Origin of the sequence: Arthrobacter sp. Marseille-P9274, from assembly GCF_946892675.1 — a bacterium.
In the GTDB taxonomy this organism is placed as follows: domain Bacteria; phylum Actinomycetota; class Actinomycetes; order Actinomycetales; family Micrococcaceae; genus Crystallibacter.
Genome location: NZ_CAMPOV010000001.1, coordinates 1,894,739 through 1,913,833 on the forward strand (window position 1 = coordinate 1,894,739; position 19,095 = coordinate 1,913,833).

General features: G+C 67.1%; 15 protein-coding genes and 1 tRNA gene. 10 read left to right on the forward strand and 6 right to left on the reverse strand.

Annotated elements, in window-relative coordinates; translation table 11 throughout:
- Positions 1-243: 243 nt before the first annotated feature.
- Positions 244-1,131, reverse strand: a complete 888-nt coding sequence (locus tag OC550_RS08655) for a hypothetical protein (protein ID WP_262105178.1) — start codon at positions 1,129-1,131, stop codon at positions 244-246.
- Between the two features lie 226 nt (positions 1,132-1,357).
- Positions 1,358-1,840: a MarR family winged helix-turn-helix transcriptional regulator gene (locus OC550_RS08660; RefSeq protein WP_262105180.1), complete on the reverse strand. Its 483-nt coding sequence runs from the start codon at positions 1,838-1,840 to the stop codon at positions 1,358-1,360.
- Positions 1,841-1,935: 95 nt separating this feature from the next.
- Here OC550_RS08660 and bcp point away from each other — a divergent pair, with 95 nt between their 5' ends.
- The 5 genes from bcp to OC550_RS08685 all read left to right on the forward strand — a co-directional run bounded on the left by bcp (position 1,936) and on the right by OC550_RS08685 (position 6,656).
- The gene (bcp, locus tag OC550_RS08665; RefSeq protein WP_262105182.1) at positions 1,936-2,418 is read left to right on the forward strand and encodes a thioredoxin-dependent thiol peroxidase; all 483 of its coding nucleotides are present in this window, start codon (positions 1,936-1,938) and stop codon (positions 2,416-2,418) included.
- 62 nt (positions 2,419-2,480) lie between these two features.
- Positions 2,481-2,562 (forward strand) — tRNA-Leu (locus OC550_RS08670).
- Positions 2,563-2,939: 377 nt separating this feature from the next.
- Positions 2,940-4,628 (forward strand): ABC transporter substrate-binding protein, encoded by a 1,689-nt coding sequence (locus OC550_RS08675; RefSeq protein WP_262105184.1) that lies wholly within the window; start codon positions 2,940-2,942, stop codon positions 4,626-4,628.
- An 85-nt stretch (positions 4,629-4,713) separates the two neighbouring features.
- Positions 4,714-5,718, forward strand: coding sequence for an ABC transporter permease (locus OC550_RS08680; protein ID WP_262105186.1), 1,005 nt, complete (start codon positions 4,714-4,716; stop codon positions 5,716-5,718).
- Complete coding sequence (locus tag OC550_RS08685; protein ID WP_262105188.1) at positions 5,715-6,656, forward strand: ABC transporter permease; 942 nt, start codon at positions 5,715-5,717, stop codon at positions 6,654-6,656. The genes OC550_RS08680 and OC550_RS08685 overlap by 4 nt, the downstream gene beginning before the upstream one ends.
- Positions 6,657-6,701: 45 nt before the next feature.
- Here the strand turns inward: OC550_RS08685 and OC550_RS08690 are convergent, their stop codons facing one another.
- Complete coding sequence (locus tag OC550_RS08690) at positions 6,702-6,986, reverse strand: hypothetical protein (protein WP_262105189.1); 285 nt, start codon at positions 6,984-6,986, stop codon at positions 6,702-6,704.
- Entirely contained in the window at positions 6,961-8,676 is a 1,716-nt protein-coding gene (locus OC550_RS08695; RefSeq protein WP_262105191.1) for an ABC transporter ATP-binding protein, read from the reverse strand. The genes OC550_RS08690 and OC550_RS08695 overlap by 26 nt, the downstream gene beginning before the upstream one ends.
- 127 nt (positions 8,677-8,803) lie before the next feature.
- On the opposite strand from OC550_RS08695, the gene OC550_RS08700 reads away from it, so the two are divergent.
- The 5 genes from OC550_RS08700 (at position 8,804) to OC550_RS08720 (ending at position 17,132) form a co-directional block, all read left to right on the forward strand.
- The gene (locus OC550_RS08700) at positions 8,804-10,477 is read left to right on the forward strand and encodes an ABC transporter substrate-binding protein (RefSeq protein ID WP_262105193.1); all 1,674 of its coding nucleotides are present in this window, start codon (positions 8,804-8,806) and stop codon (positions 10,475-10,477) included.
- Positions 10,478-10,615: 138 nt separating this feature from the next.
- Positions 10,616-12,109: a malate:quinone oxidoreductase gene (locus OC550_RS08705; RefSeq protein WP_262105195.1), complete on the forward strand. Its 1,494-nt coding sequence runs from the start codon at positions 10,616-10,618 to the stop codon at positions 12,107-12,109.
- 9 nt (positions 12,110-12,118) lie between these two features.
- Positions 12,119-15,472 carry an efflux RND transporter permease subunit gene (locus tag OC550_RS08710; protein ID WP_262105197.1) on the forward strand — a complete coding sequence of 1,118 codons (3,354 nt, stop codon included), beginning with the start codon at positions 12,119-12,121 and terminating at the stop codon, positions 15,470-15,472.
- Between the two features lie 117 nt (positions 15,473-15,589).
- A complete protein-coding gene (locus OC550_RS08715; protein WP_262105199.1) occupies positions 15,590-16,687 on the forward strand; it encodes an LLM class flavin-dependent oxidoreductase in 1,098 nt (365 codons plus the stop codon).
- A complete protein-coding gene (locus OC550_RS08720; protein ID WP_262105201.1) occupies positions 16,680-17,132 on the forward strand; it encodes a MarR family winged helix-turn-helix transcriptional regulator in 453 nt (150 codons plus the stop codon). The genes OC550_RS08715 and OC550_RS08720 overlap by 8 nt, the downstream gene beginning before the upstream one ends.
- Positions 17,133-17,341: 209 nt before the next feature.
- Here OC550_RS08720 and OC550_RS08725 read toward each other — a convergent pair whose 3' ends face one another.
- Both OC550_RS08725 and OC550_RS08730 read right to left on the reverse strand, forming a co-directional pair.
- Positions 17,342-18,106, reverse strand: coding sequence for a hypothetical protein (locus OC550_RS08725; RefSeq protein ID WP_262105203.1), 765 nt, complete (start codon positions 18,104-18,106; stop codon positions 17,342-17,344).
- A 175-nt stretch (positions 18,107-18,281) separates the two neighbouring features.
- Positions 18,282-19,088, reverse strand: coding sequence for a transglutaminase family protein (locus tag OC550_RS08730; protein WP_262105205.1), 807 nt, complete (start codon positions 19,086-19,088; stop codon positions 18,282-18,284).
- Between the last annotated feature and the right edge of the window lie 7 nt (positions 19,089-19,095).

The window sequence follows — 19,095 nt, forward strand, 5'->3', positions numbered from 1 at the left end:
GCGACCTGCGAAAATGTTTCGGTCGGGCGGCGGTCCGCCACGACTGCGGGAACCTCGATCCGGTCCCGGGGACAACCTGCTCCCGGGAAGGTTTAAACGGCTGAGGACGGAAGCCCCTGAGCTTGGGCTTCCGTCCTCAGCTGCGAACAGACTGGCTCTCAGGCCGTGTGCAATGGAGTCGCTCCGTTCCGGCTGGCAATAGCCGGATGGACCAACGGTCGACGCCATCCTTTGGTCAGTCGGTTACTGCCCTGTACCAGTGCCGTCCGCGGGATCCTGGACGACACCGGGATCGGCAGGCGCCTCCACGCCGGAGGACTGGTCCATTCCGGTGCCATCTTCGGGGACCGGCTCGACCGTGGGCGCTGTTCCGGTGCCCGACCCGGTGTCGGTTCCCGTGCCGGTGTCCGTTCCCATGTCGGTCGGCTGGGTGGTGTCCGGAACGTCGGTTCCCGGCTCGACCGGGTCCGTGCTGCCATCATCCACGCTCCCGGGGGCGGTTTCTTCCCCGATGCTTCCTTCGGCTCCGCCGTCCCCATCCCCCTCGGACGGCGACTCCTGGTTTTCGTCGGCAGGAGGTGCTGAGTCATCCGATACAGTCTGCTGGCCGGTCAGGGCCGCGCCAAGGGTCGTCCGGACGGCTCCGTCATCGGACGAGGTGCTGCTCGCGGTGACGAGACTCGAGATCGGCTTGCTGGTCCCGAATTCGAACGCCGTGATGCCGATGATCGCCACGGCGAAGGCCGCGGCACTGACCGAGGCGATCTTGATCCAGGCCTTGGGAGTGAGTTTCCGGGTCTGCTCCTTTTCGGCGGCGACGGCGGTGGCCACCGAAAGCGGCGTATCCTCCAACGGTTCCTCCGTGGGACCCTGTCGGCCAAGGCTCCGGCGCGAGCGTTCCAGCTTCCGCTTCGCCACGACCGCGGCCGAGTCCAGGGTGCGGGCGTACAGTGCGCCGGCGATCGTCGCAACGATGGAGCCCAAGGCGGCCCCGATCAGCGTTCCGGCCACGCCGAGGAAGGAACCGACGACGGCGGATGTCACCGCTGCGAGCGCCGATCCCATCGTCTGGGTTCCGCTGAGGCCAAGGAACGGCTTGGGCTTGTCGTCGACAGGAGAGTCTTCAGGCATACTGTTTCATTTCATCCGGGAAGAGATTACGGAGAGGTAACGGCGCCAGTCGGGGCCCGGTTCCCGGAAAAGAGGGTTTTTTGTGAGACGTTGATCACCCTTATGGGCCGAATGGGCTGGACCTGCGGTGATGCCCGGCAGCGCCATCCCGCGCCCGCCGGAAAGACAGCAGGACCCGGACCGTATGGGTCCGGGTCCTCCTCGAAGGCTGCGTCGGCAGCGCGGACTAGCCGTGGTCGGATAGCCCCTCGTTGCCGGCAAGTTCCATAGGCTCTGGCACGGTGCCGCCCCAACGGGTCGTCCCCAGGCGCCGGATCACCGACGCGAGCCGGTCGCGCAGGTCATCCGCCCCGGCATCGCCGCCCGGGGTGAGATTGCGCTCCAGCTCGCGAGACGACTCGAGGGCCTGCTGACCCAAATCGGAGATGCTGACAAGTTGGGACCGGCGGTCCGACTGGCTCCTGACCCGCGTGATGTGCCCGTGGGCCTCGAGCCGCGACAACGTCTTTCCCATCGTCTGCGCCTGGACCCGCACCTTCGCCGCAAGTTGGGCCTGCGCCAAAGCGCCCTCGGCATCGAGGACCTCCAACGCAATAACGCCCGCATGGGTCAACCCCAGCGAGGCGAGCTTCTCGTTCCAAGCATGTTCGACCAGCCGTGCCGCGGTTGAAAGTAACCGGGCGGTAGGCCAGTTCTGTAAATCCGGCATTATCCAATTATAGCCAGTAGGCTTGCCGGTCGAGGACGAAATGACGAATCCGGAGGCCTCCAATAAGACTTCCGGAACTACCCCAGGAGCATCAGATGGCCCAACGTTTGGCAACAGGCGACACCGCCCCGGACTTCACGCTGCAGGATTCGACGGGTAAAGAGGTGTCGCTCGCCGAATTCCGCGGACGCAATGTCGTTGTCTACTTCTATCCCGCCGCGTCGACGCCGGGGTGCACGAAAGAGGCCTGCGACTTCCGCGATAGCCTCTCTTCCTTGGCCGGGTCCGGGTACGACGTCGTGGGCATCTCTCCCGATGCCGCGCCCAAGCTCGTGAAGTTCGCCGAAGCGGAGCAGTTGAATTTCCCGCTGCTGTCGGACACTGACCATGCCGTTGCCGAGGCCTACGGTGCCTGGGGAGAAAAGAAGAACTACGGCAAAACCTATGAAGGCCTGATCCGCTCTACGATCGTCGTCGGCCCCGACGGCAAGGTCGCGCTGGCCCAGTACAACGTGCGCGCCACCGGCCATGTGGCCAAACTGCGCCGCGATCTGGGCCTCGAAGCGGCAAGCAAGTAGCTCAGGGCGATTCCCGAGCAGGTACAATTGACCTCGGCCTGCGGCACGCCCGCCGGCCGACTGCGCGAGTGGCGAAATTGGCAGACGCGCTGGATTTAGGTTCCAGTGTCTTCGGACGTGCGGGTTCAAGTCCCGCCTTGCGCACCTCATCGACGGGGAGCCGCGGCACCGGCCGCGGCTCCCTGTGCGTTTCATGGACGTCGCCTCCCTGCCCTGGCCGAAGCCACGCGCGCCGCGGCAACGCGGACACGCCGTGCACCCGCCGGCATCGCACACTCTCCCGCCGCCCCCGCAGGCCACCTACTCCGCGCACCGCCCCGCCGCCGTCGTACACTCCCCCGCAGCCGTACTGCCGGCGTGACCGGATTGTGATGGATTTCCCCGCCCGGCCGGAGCGAGGCGGTGCATTTAACCGCTTCATGTGATTAGGCTCTCATCAAGCGGTTGCGCTAACCGCGCGATCGCCCGGGCGTGCCGCACCCCGCACGGCCCAGCCATCACTCGTTGACGAGGAGCGATTCATGTCTTTCAGTGGTCCTACACCCGCGCGGCGCAGGCCTCGACGGTTTGCCGCCATCGCCGCGGGACTCGCCGCCGGCGCACTCATCCTGAGCGGTTGTGCCCAAAGCCAGCGCGGCGGGGCGGAAGGGACCGGGGACGACTCGGTCAACTCGACGTTCATCTTTGCTGCCTCATCGGATCCGAAGTCCCTGGATCCGGCATTCGCCAGCGATGGTGAGTCCTTCCGCGTGAGCCGGCAGATCTTCGAGGGACTCGTCGGGGTGGAACCCGGAACGGCCGATCCTGCCCCGCTGCTTGCCGAATCTTGGGAGACGTCCAAAGACGGGCTGTCCTACACTTTCAAGCTCAAAGACGGCGTGAAATTCCACGACGGCACCGACTTCAACGCCGAGGCTGTGTGCTTCAACTTCGACCGCTGGTACAACTTCGAGGGGCTCCAGCAGTCCGAGTCCGTGGCCTACTACTACGGCTCCCTGTTCCGCGGCTTTGCGGACAGCCCGGACACGGCGGTGTACAAGTCCTGCGACGCAACCAGCGAAACCGAAGTGACGGTGAACCTCGCGAAGCCCTTCGCCGGTTTCATCGCGGCGCTGTCGCTTCCCGCCTTCGGCATGCAGAGCCCGTCTGCCCTGGAGGAGTTCAAGGCCGACGAGATCGGCGGCTCCGAGGAAGCGCCCGTGCTCAGCGAGTACGCGCAGGGCCATCCGGTGGGCACCGGACCGTTCAAGTTCGACAAGTGGGACGTCGGGCAGCAGATCGAGGTGTCGGCCTTCGGGGATTACTGGGGCGAACAGGGCCAGGTCCAAAAGGTCATCTTCCGGGTCATCGACGATCCGCAGGCCCGCCGGCAGTCGCTGGAGTCGGGGGACATCGACGGCTATGACCTTGTGGCTCCGGCCGACACCAAGGCCCTCGCCGACGCCGGCTTCAACATCGTGACCCGCGACCCGTTCACCATCCTCTATCTGGGCCTCAACCAGACGAACGAGGCGCTGGCCAAGCCGGAGGTTCGCCAGGCGCTGGCCTACGCCATCGACAAGGAAGCCCTCGTGCGCCAGACCCTTCCCGAGGGCACGGAAGTCGCCAGCCAGTTCATTCCGCCGATCGTCAACGGCTACAACAAGGACGTCACCACCTACGACTTCAACCCGGAGAAGGCCCGCCAACTGCTGGAGCAGGCCGGCTACGGGGACGGGCTGACCCTCGAGTTCAACTACCCCACCGGCGTCTCGCGGCCCTACATGCCGACGCCGGAGCAGGTCTTCACAAACCTCAGCGCACAGCTGGAGGACGTCGGCATCACCATCAAGGCGGCGCCGGACAAGTGGTCCCCGGACTACCTGGACCGTGTGCAGGCGAGTGCGAACCACGACATCCACCTGCTGGGCTGGACCGGCGACTACAACGACACCGACAACTTCGTCGGAGTCTTCTTCGGCCGCGAGAAGCCGGAGTTCGGCTTCGACAATCCGGAGCTGTTCAAGGCGCTGGACGAGGCACGGCAGGAAAGCGTCCTCGAGGAGCAGACCCCGCTGTACGAGCAGATCAATGAGGACATCGCCAAGTATGTCCCGGCCGTTCCGCTGGCCCATCCGGCACCGTCGCTGGCTTTCGCGCCGCGGGTGACGTCCTACCCGGCGAGCCCGGTCAATGACGAGGTCTACAACATGATCAAGCTCAGCGAATAGCAGCGGCAATGGCTGCGGCTGCACCCCGCGCGGGTCAGCCGCAGCCGCCGCGTCCCCCGCGGGACGGCGAACGCGAAAGGACGCTGTGTTAAGAGTCATCGGCAAGCGCATAGCGCTGCTCATTCCCACCCTGCTGGGACTGTCGGTCCTGCTGTTCCTCTGGGTCCGCAGCCTGCCCGGCGGTCCGGCCACCGCGCTGCTGGGCGACCGGGCAACGCCGGAAGCCGTCGCCAGGATCAACGAGCTGTACGGTTTCAATCGCCCGCTGATCGAGCAGTACTTCATCTACATGGGCAAGCTCCTGCAGGGTGACTTCGGCACGTCGTTGCTGACCGGCCGTCCCGTCCTGGAGGAGTTCACCACCCGCTTTCCCGCCACGGTGGAATTGACCATCGTGGCGCTGGTGTTCGCGATCGGGCTAGGCATCCCGCTGGGCTACTGGGCCGCCAAGCACTACGGCCGCTGGCCGGACCACGGTTCGGTACTGCTGAGCCTGGTCGGCATCACCGTCCCGGTCTTCTTCCTGGCCTTCATCCTCAAGTGGCTGTTCGCGATCCGGCTGCCGCTTCTCCCGACGGACGGTCGGCAGAATCCGCGGATCGACGCCACCCACGTGACGGACTTCTACGTGCTGGACGGCCTCCTCACCCGGGAGTGGGATGCTGCCTGGGACGCCTTCCTGCATCTGATCCTGCCCGGCATCGCGCTGGGCACCATCCCGCTGGCCATCATCGTCCGCATCACGCGGGCCTCCGTGCTGGAGGTGCAGAACGCCGACTACGTGCGCACGGCCCGGGCCAAGGGACTGCTGGAGCGGACCATCCGCAATCGCTTCATCCTGCGCAACGCCATGCTGCCGGTAACCACCACCATCGGCCTCCAGCTGGGCCTGCTGATCTCCGGAGCCGTCCTGACCGAAACCGTCTTCGCCTTCAGCGGCATCGGCCGCTTCCTGCGGGACGCCATCTTCAACCTCGACTATCCGGTGCTGCAGGGCTTCATCATCTTCATCGCGATCCTCTATTCGCTCATCAACCTACTCGTCGACGTGACGTACAGCGTCATCGATCCCAGGGTGCGTGTCCAATGACCACAACGCTTCCCCCCACCAGCGGCTCGACCGCCCCGAGCCCCAATCCGGAGGCGCCGGGGACCGCCGGCACCGGCCTCTTCCGCGACGCCTTCCACCGGCTGCGGCGCAATCCCCAAGCCATCGCCGGCGCCATCATCGTGGCGCTGTTCCTGCTGGTGGCCGCGCTGGCCCCCGTCCTGGCTCCCTACGGCGGCGAGGACCTTCCCGGCCGCACGTTGATCACCCCGACGCATATCCCGGGCCCGGGAGAGACTCCCGGCTTTGTGCTGGGGCTGGATCGGTTCGGCGGGGACCTGCTGAGCAAGCTCATCTGGGGTGCCCAGGCCTCGCTGCTGATCGGCATCATCTCGACGGCTATGGGCCTGGTCGGCGGGATGTTGTTGGGAATCCTTGCGGGCGGCTTCGGCGGCTGGGTGGACAACGTCATCATGCGCCTGGTGGACATCATGCTGTCCGTGCCGAACCTGCTGCTGGCCGTCTCGATCGCCGCGGTTCTGGGCCAGGGGCCCTACGCGGTGATGATCGCCATCGGCGTCGCCCAGGTGCCCGTCTTTGCGCGGCTGCTGCGCTCCTCAATGCTTTCCCAGCGCAGTGCCGACTATGTCCTGGCCGCCCGGACCCTGGGCCTCAGCAAGGGGACCATCACGATGAACCACCTGCTGCCCAACAGCGTGGGCCCGGTGATCGTGCAGGCAACGCTGACCCTGGCCACGGCGGTCATCGACGCCGCCGCGTTGTCTTTCCTGGGCCTCGGCGGCGGGAGGCCGCAGACCGCTGAGTGGGGACGGATGCTGACCTACGCGCAGAACGAGCTCGGCATTGCCCCGCAGCTGGCCTTCCTCCCCGGCATCTGCATTGCCATCACTGCACTGGGCTTCACGCTGCTGGGCGAATCGCTGCGCGAATCGCTGGATCCGAAGTCGCGGCAGAAATAGTCCGGCCGGACCACCGTGGCGCGCGCCGGCAACAACGACGGCGGGTCAGGCCGGCGGGGGCGTACCGTGCGGGCGGTGGCGCTGGCGTGCCATGTGGACCATTGCGCCAAAGCCTGCGATGAACAGCAGTTCCAGCACCACCAGGGCCAGCACGTAGCCCCAGCGCCCCGCATCCGCGAGGATCACCGCGCCGATCGCCAGCAACACCGTCCCCAGGGCCAGCACGAACACGGCGAAGCCAATCGCCACGGCTTCGCTGCGCACCCCGGTCCGGAAGCCGAATCCTTCCGGCCTGGGCTGCTCGTCACGAGGCGATGTCGGGGTCGTCATCGTAGATCTCCAATTCATTACCCGGGATGGAGGCCAGCAGGCGGCGGGTGTAGGGGTGGCGCGGGTTGGTGAACACTTCTTCCGACGACGCCGCCTCCACCAGTTCACCGTCTTTCATTACGCACACATAGTCGGAGATCAAGCGGACAACCGCAAGGTCGTGGGAGATCAAGAGGTAGCTCAGGCCCAGCTCGGCCTGCAGATCGCCGAGCAGCTTCAGGATCTGGGCCTGGACCAGGACGTCGAGCGCGGAGACAGGCTCATCGCAGACCAGGAGTTCGGGCTTCAGCGCCAGTGCCCGGGCGATGGCCACGCGCTGGCGTTGTCCGCCGGAGAGCTCGGACGGGTAGCGGCGGAGCATGGAGTGCGGCAGTGCCACCTGGTCCATCAGCTCCCGCACGCGGGCAGCACGCTCCCCGGCATTGCCTCGTTTGTAGGTGCTGAGGGGCTCCTCGATGATCCGTCCGATAGTGAACACCGGGTTCAGCGAGGAGTACGGGTCCTGGAAGACGGGCTGGACCCGCTGCCGGAAGTCGCGCAGCTGCTCCTTGCTAAGCCTGGCGACGTCCATGCCGTCGAAGGTCATGCTCCCGCTCGTCGGCTCGATCAGCTTCAGGAGCATGCGGGCCGTAGTGGTTTTGCCGGAGCCGGACTCGCCGACGATGGCGACGGTGCGCCCGCGCGGAACCTCGAGGGTGACGTTCCTGGCCGCGTAGAAGTCGTCCTCCCGGCCGCGGATCTTGTAGGCCTTGGTCAGGTTCCGCAGCTCCACGATGTTGTCGGCGTCCCTGGCCATCGATACCGCATCGGGCTTTGCGGCAAAGTCTTCCTCCGCATGACTGGTCCGTTCGTCGGTGCCGGCCGCGTACGCCCCCGGCTGGAGCCGCACGGCAGCGACGCTGGGCGCCGCCTTCACCAGGGAACGGGTATAGGGGTGCCGGGGGTCTTCGAGGAGCTGTTCGGCCGGGCCCGTCTCGACCACCATCCCGCGGTGCATGACCACCAGCTGCTCGGCCCGTTCGGCGGCCAGGCCCAAGTCGTGCGTGATCAGCAGCACCGCGGTGCCGAGTTCTTCGGTCATCCGGTCGATCTGGTCCAGGATGGTCCGTTGGACCGTGACGTCCAGGGCGGACGTCGGCTCGTCGGCGATCAGCAGCCGCGGCCGGCAGGCCAGGCCGATGGCGATCAGCGCGCGCTGCCGCATACCGCCCGAAAATTCGTGCGGGTACTGCCTGGCGCGTTCCCGGGCGTCCGGCAGGCCGGCCGCCTCGAGCGCCTCCACGACCTTGGCCTCGACGTTGCGCGGCGTAGCCATGCCGTGCACCAGCAACGTTTCGGCGACCTGCGTACCGATCCTCGTGACGGGATTCAGGTTGGACATCGGGTCCTGGGGCACGAGTCCGATCTGCCGTCCGCGGATCCGTCGCATCCGTTGCTCGGGCATCCCCACGAGCTCCTCGCCGTCGAACAGGATGCTCCCGGAACTGACCCCGCCGTTCCGCGGCAAAAGCCCGATGGCCGCCATCGCCGTCGTCGATTTCCCGGAACCGGACTCCCCCACGATGGCCAGTGTCTGGCCCTCCGCAAGGCTAAAGCTGGCGTCCTTCACGGCCGAGACCTCGCCATAGGTCGTGCGGAAGTCGACTGCGAGGTTGCGGATCTCAAGCAGCGGCTGGGCGGTATCGATCATGGGACTATCGTGCCGCATGGAAGCGTGATCCCGGCCACGTTCCGGAATGGTTTTGCGGCTTCTTTATTTTCCGGCCGGTCAACTACACTGAACATTCCCAATTCCCAGCGGCCCATGAGGAGCACGAGTGCAAGATTCGCCTGCGCGGCGCACGTTCCTCAAGGCCGGCGCGGCGGCTGCGGCACTGGTGCTCACCGGCTGCACCGGGCAGCCAGGCGCACCGCGTTCGACGGCGACGACATCGCGGGTGCCGCTGCCCGCGAACCTCAAATTCACCATGGGCACGGCCGCGGACCCGGCCGTCCTCGATCCCGTCCTGGCCGTCGACACGGAATCCTTCCGCATCACCCGCCAGGTCATGGAGACCCTCGTCGGCGTCAATCGGGACACCGGGGTTCCGGCGCCCGGACTGGCAACCGAATTCACGGAGGAGGCCGACGGCCGCGCCTACGTGTTCAAGCTGCGGGAGGGCGTGACTTTCCACGACGGCACTGCTTTCGATGCCGAGGCCGTGCGCGCCAACTTCGAGCGCTGGTTCCGGCTGCCCCGTGCCCTCCGGCCAAGCAGCGGGAGCCTGCCGTACAGCGCCGTCTTCGGGTCCTTTGCCGATGAGGAGCCCGAGTCCGTCTACCGGGGCTGCGAAGTGCTGGGGCCGCTGGAGATCAGGCTGGAACTCAACCGCCGCTACACCGGACTCGTGGCCGCGCTCTCTATGCCGTCCTTCGCCATCGCGTCACCGGCGGCGCTCGAGGCTAAGACGGCGGACAAGCTGAGCGAGGAGCGCGGCGGAAGGCGGCTGTCCGCCTTCGGGCTGCACCCCGTCGGGACCGGCCCGTACCGGCTGAAGGAGTTCTCGGAGGGCAAGGTCCTGCTGGAAGAGTTCGACCAGTATTGGGGGCCGGCGGCGCAGGTCGGCACGGTGGAGTTCACCACGCTCTCGCATCCGGCCGCCCGGCTCCGCGAACTGAGGACCGGCGACATCGATGGCTACGACCTGGCGACGCCGGAAACCTACGCCGGGCTGGTCCGGGGCGGCATGCAGATCCTCCAGCGCGACCCGTTCGCCGTGACCTATCTGGGCATCAATAAGGCCTTCGGCCCGCTCGATGACGTCCGCATCCGCCAGGCCATCGCCCACGCGATCGACCGGGACGCGTTGCTGAAGTCCTTCTTCCTGCAGGGTTCGGTGGAAGCCAAGCAGTTCGTGCCGCCGAGCCTGGGCGTCAACAGCGAGGACATTCCCTACTACGAGTATGCCCCGGACCGCGCCAGGGAACTGCTCGCGGAGGCGGAGTACGACGGCGCGGAGCTGCCCTTCTACTATCCGCTGGATGTCACCCGGGCATACCTGCCCACCCCGGAGAAGATCTACGCCGAACTGAGCCGCCAGCTGACGGCGGCCGGCTTCAACATCCGGCCCAAGCCGGTGGCCTGGTCGGACGGCTACCTGGACCGGGTGCGCGAAAGCAAGGACCAGGCCCTCCACCTCGGCGGTATGAACGGCAGCTACCGCGATCCGGACAACTTTCTCGGCACGCTCTTCGGCACGGAGTCGAGCGAATTCGGGCTGGACAGCGCGCAACTGACCAGCAGGCTGGCGCGGGCACGGACGCTGGAGCCCGGCGAGGAGCGGACGGCCGCCTACCTGCAGATCAACGAGCAGCTGGCGCGGCTGCTGCCGGCAGTGCCGCTGGCGTTCCCGGTGTCGGCCCTGGCCATGGGGCCCCGGGTCGAAAGCTACCCGGCCAGCCCCATGCTGAATGAGCCCTGCAACCTGATCCGTATCCGCTCCGAAGCCTAGGATTCCGGCGCCGCATCCTAGCCGGAGTCCGCTTTCACGTCTGTCTTTCGGGTCACATCCTGACGGCGGAATTTTAGAGTCAATGCCGGGGCGGGGTAATCTTCTAAACGCTGGCGAAGCTGCTACGGGAGATGGAAGTTGACTGCTATTAACCCTTCGGGATCATCCAAAAACATTGACGTTGCGCTGATCGGCGTCGGCATCATGAGCACCACGCTCGGCTCCCTGCTCAAGCAGCTGCAGCCCACGTGGAGCATCTCCCTCTACGAGAACCTCGCCCAGGGCGGGCTTGAAAGCTCCGACCCCTGGAACAACGCCGGCACCGGCCACGCCGCGCTGTGCGAGCTGAACTACACGCCGGCCGCGGCGGACGGCTCCGTCCCCACCGCCAAGGCCGTGGGAATCAACGAGCAGTTCCATGTCTCCCGCCAGTTCTGGGCCCACATGGTGTCCGAGGGCCACATCGGTTCTCCGAAGGAATTCATCAACCCGCTGCCGCACATGAGCTTCGTCTGGGGCAACGAACACTCGGATTACCTCAAGCGCCGCTACGAAGCCCTGCGCGCCGAGCCCCTGTTCGAAAAGATCGAATACAGCGAGGACCACGCCGAACTCGCCGACTGGGTACCGCTGGTCATGGAAGGCCGCGACCCCAGCCAGCGCGTGGCCGGCTCCCGCGTCGTCGGCGGAACCGATGTCGATTTCGGCACCCTGACCCGCAAGCTCGCCGGCTACATGGACGCCAACGGCGCCGAGCTGAATTACGGCCACAAGGTGCTGGATGTCAGCCGCGCCAGCAACGGCCGCTGGGAGCTGAAGGTCAAGAACAACTCGACCGGCGAGACCAGCACGGTCTCGGCCCGCTTCGTCTTCGTCGGCGCCGGCGGCGGGGCCCTGCATCTGCTGCAGCGCTCCGGCATTCCGGAGGCCAAGGGCTTCGGCGGCTTCCCGGTTTCCGGCCAGTTCCTGCGCTCTACCGACGAGTCCGTCATCGCGCGCCACAACGCCAAGGTCTACGGCCAGGCGTCGGTCGGCGCCCCGCCAATGTCCGTGCCGCACCTGGACACGCGCTTCGTCGACGGCAAGCGCTCCCTGCTCTTCGGCCCGTACGGCGGATTCTCCCCGAACTTCCTGAAGTCCGGCTCCTTCCTGGACCTGCCGCTCTCGGTTCGCCCGCACAACCTGATTCCGATGCTGGCCGTCGCCAAGGACAACATGAGCCTGGTCAAGTACCTGGTCACCGAGGTCCTCAAGAGCCGGCCGAAGAAGATCGCCGCGCTGCGGGAATTCTACCCCGACGTCGTCGGAGATGCTTGGGAACTGATCACCGCCGGCCAGCGCGTCCAGGTCATCAAGAAGGATCCGAAGAGCGGCGGCGTGCTGCAGTTCGGCACCGAGGTCATCACCTCGGCCGACGGCAGCATCAGCGGCCTGCTCGGCGCCTCGCCCGGAGCCTCCACCGCGGCGCCGATCATGATCCAGGTGCTGCAGCGCTGCTTCCCCACCGAGTTCAAGAACTGGGAGCCCAAGCTCAAGGGCATGATCCCCGGTTATGGCGCGAAGCTCAACGAAAACGCCTCGCTGCTCTCCGACATCACCTCGGACACCGACCGGGTGCTGGAACTAGGCTAACGCCCGCCCGTGCACAAGCTGGCTTCGCTGTCGCTGGGCAACCGGGCCCTGATCGCCCTGATTACCGTGTTTGCCACGGTCTTCGGGGTGATCACCATGGGCTCGCTCAAGCAAGAGCTGATTCCGTCGCTGGAGTTCCCGCGCATCACCGTCGTCTCGGCGATGCCGGGGGCTTCCCCGGAAGTAGTGGACAAACAGATCAGCGAACCGCTGGAATCCGCGCTCAACGCCGTCGAGGGTCTCGAATCCTCGGCGGCGACGTCGCGTACCGGGCTGTCCACGGTCAATCTGACGTTCGCCTACGGCACCAACCTGGACCGTGCGCGCAGCCAGGTGGACCGGGCCATTTCCAATGCCCGCCAGCTGCTGCCCGACGACGTGGCGCCGCAATCACTGGCCGGAAGCATCAGCGACTTCCCGGTCGTCTTCCTGGCGGTGTCCTCCGACCTTGAGCTCAGTGAGCTCAACACGGAGCTGAGCCGGCTCACGGTCCCGCGCCTGCAGAAGCTTGAGGGCGTTCGCAGCGCCGACGTCTCCGGCGGCGCGCGCCGCCATATCTCCATTCTCCCGGACGAAGCGGCGCTGGCAGAACGGGGTCTGACCGCCGGTTCCATCGTGGACAGCCTGCAGAACAGCGGCGGCCTCGTCCCCGCAGGCACCGTCGAGCCGGACGGCCGCAGCATCTCGGTCCAGATCGGCAGCCCGCTGGACAGCCTCAAAGCCATCGAAGCCCTGCCGCTGGCCCCTGCGGAGAGCTCGACGACGCAGTCCCCGGCCGCGGCGGACGGGGCGACGACCGGGGAATCCACGGCGCAGACACCGGGTGCCGCGGCTCCCCCGGCGGGAAGTACGACGGCGGAACCACCGGCCGCGGGTGTGTCGCCGGAGGCGTCCGGCCAGGTTCCGGGCCAGGTTCCCGGGGAATCGCAGACCGCGCCCCCGGCCCAGTCCGGAGCGCCTGCCGAGACCGCACCGCAGGGTGGCTCAGCGGCCCCGGCCACCATCGGCGAGGTTGCCAAAGTCAGCATCGCCGACGATGCCCGCACCTCCATCACCCGCACCAACGGCGTCGAGACCCTCGCCCTGTCAATCACCAAGACGCCGGACGGCGACACCGTCGGCCTCTCCCACGCCGTCGCCGACCTGCTGCCCGAACTCGAAGCCGAAATCGGGCACGGCGCCAAGTTCACCACTGTTTTCGACCAGGCCCCCTTCATCGAGAAGTCCATCAAGGACCTCACCACCGAAGGCCTGCTCGGTCTCGGCTTTGCCGTCCTGGTCATCCTCGTCTTCCTGCTCTCGGTGCGCTCGACCCTGATAACGGCCATCTCCATCCCGCTGTCGCTGCTGGTCACGTTCATCGGCCTCTCGGCGTTCGGCTACTCGCTCAACATCCTCACCCTCGGCGCCCTGACCATCGCCATCGGCCGCGTGGTCGACGACTCGATCGTCGTCGTCGAAAACATCAAACGCCACCTGGGCTACGGGGAGCACAAGCGCACTGCGATCCTGACGGCCGTCCGCGAAGTGGCCGGAGCAATCACCGCCTCCACGCTGACCACGGTGGCGGTCTTCCTCCCGATCGCGTTTGTCCAGGACCTGGCCGGCGAGCTGTTCCGGCCCTTCGCCATCACCACGGCCCTGGCTCTCCTGGCTTCGCTGCTCGTGTCGCTGACCATCGTTCCGGTGCTCGCCTACTGGTTCGTGAAGTCCCCGCCGCAGCTGGAGGATCCCGCGGCGGTACGCGCCCGCGCCACCGCGTCGGAGAAGCGCTCTCGACTCCAGCGCGGCTACCTGCCGCTGCTGGCCGGTACGCAGCGGCACCCCGTCATCACGTGCGTGGCCGCCGTCATCGTGCTCGCCGGAACCGTAGCCATGGTCCCCCTGATGCAGACCAACCTGCTGGGCGACTCGGGACAGAACAGCTTCAGCCTCCGCCAGGAGCTTCCGCCGGGAACCAGCCTCGAGGCCACGGACCGGGCCGCGCAGGACGTCGAAGACCTGCTGTCCGGGACTGAAGGCGTGCGGGATGTCCAGGTCACCATCGGCAACAGCGTCGATGGCGTGGGCGCGTTCCGCTCCGCCGGCGCGTCGGTGGCCCAGTACACCGTCATCACCGAGGAAGGCGCAGACCAGGAGGTCCTGCGGGCCAGCGTCCGCACCTCGGTCGCAGACCTGCCGGACGCCGGCGCAATCACGCTGAGCACGCAGGGCGGCGGCTTCGGCACCTCCGGAACCGTGGACGTCAATCTCTCCGCCGCCGACCCGAAGCAGCTTCAGGCTTCCTCCGATACCGTGGCTGCCGCGCTGCGCGAGGTCCCCGGCGCGGCGGAAGTATCGAGCAACCTGGCGGCATCCGAGCCGGTGATCGAGGTTTCGGTGGACCGGGCCAAGGCTATCGAGGCGGGGCTCAACGAGGAGCAGATCGCCGGCCTGGTCGCCTCCACGATCAGCCCGCTCCCGGGCGGCACGGTGCGGATCGGCACCACCGATTTCCCGGTGCAGGTCGGCGAGGGAACGGAACTCACCAGCATCGGGCAACTGCGCGACGTCCAGATCCCCACGGCGGCCGGACCCGTCCCGCTGACCGACGTCGCCACGGTCGAGGAAGTAGGGGTGCCGACCTCGATCACTTCTTCCGGCGGGGAACGCACGGCGGTCATTTCCGTCACCGCCGCAGGCGACGACCTCGGCGCCCTCAGCCGCGAGGTTCAGTCCGCCCTTGACGGACTGGACCTGCCGGCAGGTGTCGACGCGGCGCTCGGCGGTGCGGCGACCCAGCAGGCGGAATCCTTCGAACAGCTTGGCCTGGCCCTCCTCGCCGCCGTGGCGATCGTCTACGTGATCATGGTCGCGGCCTTCAAGAGCCTGCTCCAGCCGCTCATCCTGCTCGTCTCGGTGCCCTTCGCCGCGACCGGCGCCATCGGCCTGCTCGTCATCACCCAGATTCCGCTCGGCCTGCCGTCACTGATCGGCATGCTGATGCTGGTTGGCATCGTGGTGACCAACGCCATTGTGCTGATCGACCTGATCAACCAGTACCGCGCCCCTCACGACGGCAGCCCCGGCCTGCCCGTGGCCGAGGCCATCGAACACGGCGCGCGCCAGCGCCTCCGCCCGATCCTCATGACCGCACTGGCCACGGTGTTCGCGCTGACGCCCATGGCGTTGGGACTGACCGGCGGAGGAGGATTCATCGCCCAGCCGCTCGCCGTCGTCGTTATTGGCGGCCTGGCCTCCTCCACTGCCCTGACGCTGATCCTGGTCCCGGTCCTGTACCGCCTGGTGGAAGGCCGGCGCGAGCGCCGGGCGGCTGCACGGCAGCAGCCCGTGGAGAAAGTGCCCGAGCCCGCCATCGTCTGACCGGGAATGCCTGGCTGGGAATGAACGGAGCCGTTCCGCGGTTGAGTCCATAGATGCAATCGCATGTAACATGGAAAGCGGCCACGCACCGGCCTCATCATGAAAGGACTCGCCACCATGGAAATCGGCGTCTTCAGCGTTTCGGACATCACCCGGGACCCGACCAACGGCAGCATGCCCACCGAGTCGGAGCGGATCAAGGCATCCATCGCCATCGCCAAGAAGGTGGAAGAGATCGGGATGGACGTCTACGCCATCGGCGAGCACCACAATGAACCCTTCTTCTCCAGCTCCCCCACCACCCTGCTGGGCTACATCGCGGCGCAGACCGAGCGGATCACGCTGTCCACCGCAACCACGCTGATCACCACGAACGACCCGGTCAAGATCGCCGAGGACTTCGCCATGCTGCAGCACGTCTCCGACGGCCGCGTGGACCTGGTGCTGGGCCGCGGCAACACGGCCCCCGTGTACCCGTGGTTCGGCAAGAACATCCAGGACTCGCTGGAGCTGACGGTGGAGAACTACGCGCTGCTACGCAAGCTCTGGGACCAGGCCGTGGTCAACTGGCAGGGCAAGCACCGCACCCCGCTGCAGAACTTCACCTCCACCCCGCGCCCGCTCGACGGCGTCGCCCCCTTTGTCTGGCACGGTTCCATCCGCACGCCGCAGATCGCGGAACTCGCCGCGTACTACGGCGACGGTTTCTTCGCCAACAACATCTTCTGGCCGAAGGAGCACTACATGCAGCTCATCGGTCTCTACCGGGAGCGCTACGAGCACTACGGCCACGGCAAGGCGGACCAGGCGATCGTCGGGCTCGGCGGACAGTTCTTCATGCGGAAGAACTCGCAGGACGCCGTCAATGAGTTCCGCCCATACTTCGACAACGCACCGGTCTACGGCCACGGCCCGTCGATGGAGGACTTTACCGCGCAGACCCCGTTGACCGTCGGCAGCCCCCAGCAGGTCATCGAGAAGACGCTCAGCTTCGCCGACTCCTTCGGTGACTACCAGCGCCAGCTCTTCCTGATCGACCACGCCGGCCTGCCGCTGAAGACTGTGCTCGAGCAGCTCGACCTCTTCGGCGAGGAAGTCCTGCCGGTACTCAAGCGCGAGTTCGCAGCCCGCAGGCCGGCCCATGTGCCGGACGCTCCGACCCACGCCAGCCGCAAGGCTGCACGCAAGGAAGCCGAGGCAGTAGCGCATGGCTAACCAGCCGCAGATCCGCACCACGACAGAAGCCTGGGAGTCCCTCTTCCGGACCCAGGTAGCCGTGATGCGACGGCTCCAGCAGCTGCCGGAATTCAAGAAGCTGGGCATGCGCGAATACGACGTCCTGTTCAATCTCAGCAACTGTCCCTCCGGCTGGACACGGCTGAATGAGCTGAACGAAGCCCTGCTGATCAGCCAGCCGAGCCTGAGCCGGATGGTGGAGCGTCTCGAGGCCAAGGGACTAGTCCGGCGGCGCACCGCGGAGGCGGACCAGCGCGGCATCGAGATCTCGCTGACCGAGGCCGGTGCGCAGCTGCAGCAGGAGATCGGGCGGGAGCATGTCCGGCATCTGCACGAAATGCTCGCCCCGCGGCTGAGCGAGGCCGAGTTCCGCCAGCTCCACGAGCTGACGGACAAGCTCCGGACCGGACTCAAGAACAGCTAAGCCTGGCGCACCGCTGGCCGGCCTGCCGGGTCTGCTCCAGCGGCCGGGCCGGCTCCAGCGGCCGGGTCTGCTCCAGCGGCCGGGCCGGCTCCAGCGGCCGGGCCGGCTCCAGCGGCCGGGCCGGCAAGGCACTGGGGCTGCACTCACCGGGCTTGCAAAGCGGCCACTGCGGCAAGCAGTCCCCGGCACTCTTGCTGCCGGAGGCGTCGTCAGGCCTTGCCTTCCGGGTGGATCTTCAGGGACTTAATGACCTGCTTGATCGTCTTGAAGCGCTCCGTCTGCGTGAACGCCTTTGCCTCCGCGATCAGGCCGAACATCTCCAGCGCCCCGGTGTCCTTGCCCTGCGCCGGCGCCCCGTGCACGGCCGCATTGGCGAAGGAGTACACGCCGACTGGTTTCGGACCCGCCACGGTGTTCTGCAGGCGGCACGCGGAAATCCCGTCTCCGCCGGCCTGGTCGGTAAGCCCATAGGAGCCGAAGTACTGGTAGCCCAGCAGCGTCCGGAACACGAACAGCGGCTTGAGCGAATCCTTGCCGCCGGCCGAAGCCACCTTGGCGGGTTCCGTGAGCACCACCGAATATTCCCTGGCCTCTCCCGGACCGCACTTGTCCTTCGGCACCTTCAGCCGGGTGTGCAGCTCCGCGACGACCTTGCCTGCGGCATCCCGTACGTTCAGGTGGAGGCCTCCGTCCGAAGACATCGTCGGCTTGGCCTGGCGCTGCACGATCCAGTCGGCCGGCAGCTCGAAGCTGATGGTCCGGTCCGGATCGGAGTACACCTTCCAACCCTTGACGGAGGCCTTCGGCAGCGGTGCCGCCCCGGAGGCTTGGCTGGCCCCCGCCGAAGCCGTGGCCGTGGCAGCGGCGCTGCCGGACGAACTGCCGTCAGGTTCTCCCGAAGCGCAGCCCGATAGCAGCGCAAGGCACAGCACAGCCGCCGCAACGCGCCGGTACCGGCTCCCCGTGATCCGCATGGCGCTCCCCTTTCCCCAAAAGCCGACCTGGCCCACCGCCGCCCGGCAACCGCCCGGACCCGTGCCGGGCCCGCAGCGTCCTCCGCGCAGTCGATGCGCATGGAGTCAACGGTACCGACGGAGCGGAGCAGTCCGGTATAGGCGGGAGCGCCGTGTCCAAAGTGTTGCAGACCGGTCAGCCCAGCTGGAACGGCAGCGAGGGATCCTCCTCCGACGGGAAGCCCTCGGCTTCGGCCGTGACCCGCATTTCCTGCAGCCTCAGGCTGCCGCCGACGGTCGACAGGAACGCCGTGTCCGCCGTGTCCCTTCCCGTGGCAATCCGCAGCATCGAGGCGCGCGGCGCCATGCCCGTGGCGTCCACCATGTGCCACGTGCCGTCGACGTAGGCCTCCGCCACGGCGTGGAAGTCCATGGGCTGCAGCCCGGGGGCGTAGACGGCGGCGAGTCGGGCCGGGACGTCCTTGGCGCGCAGCAGCGAAATCACCAGGTGCGCATAGTCGCGGCAGACCCCGCGGCGTGCCAGCAGGGTCTCGACGGCGCCGTCGGTGAACCGCGACGACCCGCTGACATAGCTCAGCTCCTTCGCCACCCACTCGCGCACGCTCCGGATCAGCTCCGTTCCCCGCCGGGACCCGAACTCGGCGTAGGACGTGGGCAGCAGCTTGTCCGACTCGCAGTAGCGGCTGGGCCGCACGTACTTGATCAGTTCCGTGGGCCGGCCCGCCGCGGGAGCGGCCTCGCCGAGCACGGTGGCCCGGTAATCCAGTTGAACGACGGCGGGATCCGCCACCTGCAGCGTGTGCAAGCGTCCGCCGTGGTCGTCGGCGTGCTCCTGCAGTTCGACCGGCTCGCCGTCGACGGTGAGGACAAACTCCTCGTCGCAGGACGCGAAGCTCTGCGGCCGGGCAATGGCGACGGCGAATACCAGCGACGTATTGGCGGCGGTTTTGGCAACAAGGCGGGCCGAGACCGCTCGTTTCATGGAGGCT

Bases quoted from the DNA above. Each gene is read 5' to 3' on its own strand.
- OC550_RS08655 (WP_262105178.1), bottom strand. From the start codon at position 1,131: ATGCCTGAAGACTCTCCTGTCGACGACAAGCCCAAGCCGTTCCTTGGC.
- OC550_RS08660 (WP_262105180.1), bottom strand. From the start codon at position 1,840: ATGCCGGATTTACAGAACTGGCCTACCGCCCGGTTACTTTCAACCGCG.
- bcp (WP_262105182.1), top strand. From the start codon at position 1,936: ATGGCCCAACGTTTGGCAACAGGCGACACCGCCCCGGACTTCACGCTG.
- OC550_RS08675 (WP_262105184.1), top strand. From the start codon at position 2,940: ATGTCTTTCAGTGGTCCTACACCCGCGCGGCGCAGGCCTCGACGGTTT.
- OC550_RS08685 (WP_262105188.1), top strand. From the start codon at position 5,715: ATGACCACAACGCTTCCCCCCACCAGCGGCTCGACCGCCCCGAGCCCC.
- OC550_RS08690 (WP_262105189.1), bottom strand. From the start codon at position 6,986: ATGACGACCCCGACATCGCCTCGTGACGAGCAGCCCAGGCCGGAAGGA.
- OC550_RS08695 (WP_262105191.1), bottom strand. From the start codon at position 8,676: ATGATCGATACCGCCCAGCCGCTGCTTGAGATCCGCAACCTCGCAGTC.
- OC550_RS08715 (WP_262105199.1), top strand. From the start codon at position 15,590: ATGGAAATCGGCGTCTTCAGCGTTTCGGACATCACCCGGGACCCGACC.
- OC550_RS08720 (WP_262105201.1), top strand. From the start codon at position 16,680: ATGGCTAACCAGCCGCAGATCCGCACCACGACAGAAGCCTGGGAGTCC.
- OC550_RS08725 (WP_262105203.1), bottom strand. From the start codon at position 18,106: ATGCGGATCACGGGGAGCCGGTACCGGCGCGTTGCGGCGGCTGTGCTG.
- OC550_RS08730 (WP_262105205.1), bottom strand. From the start codon at position 19,088: ATGAAACGAGCGGTCTCGGCCCGCCTTGTTGCCAAAACCGCCGCCAAT.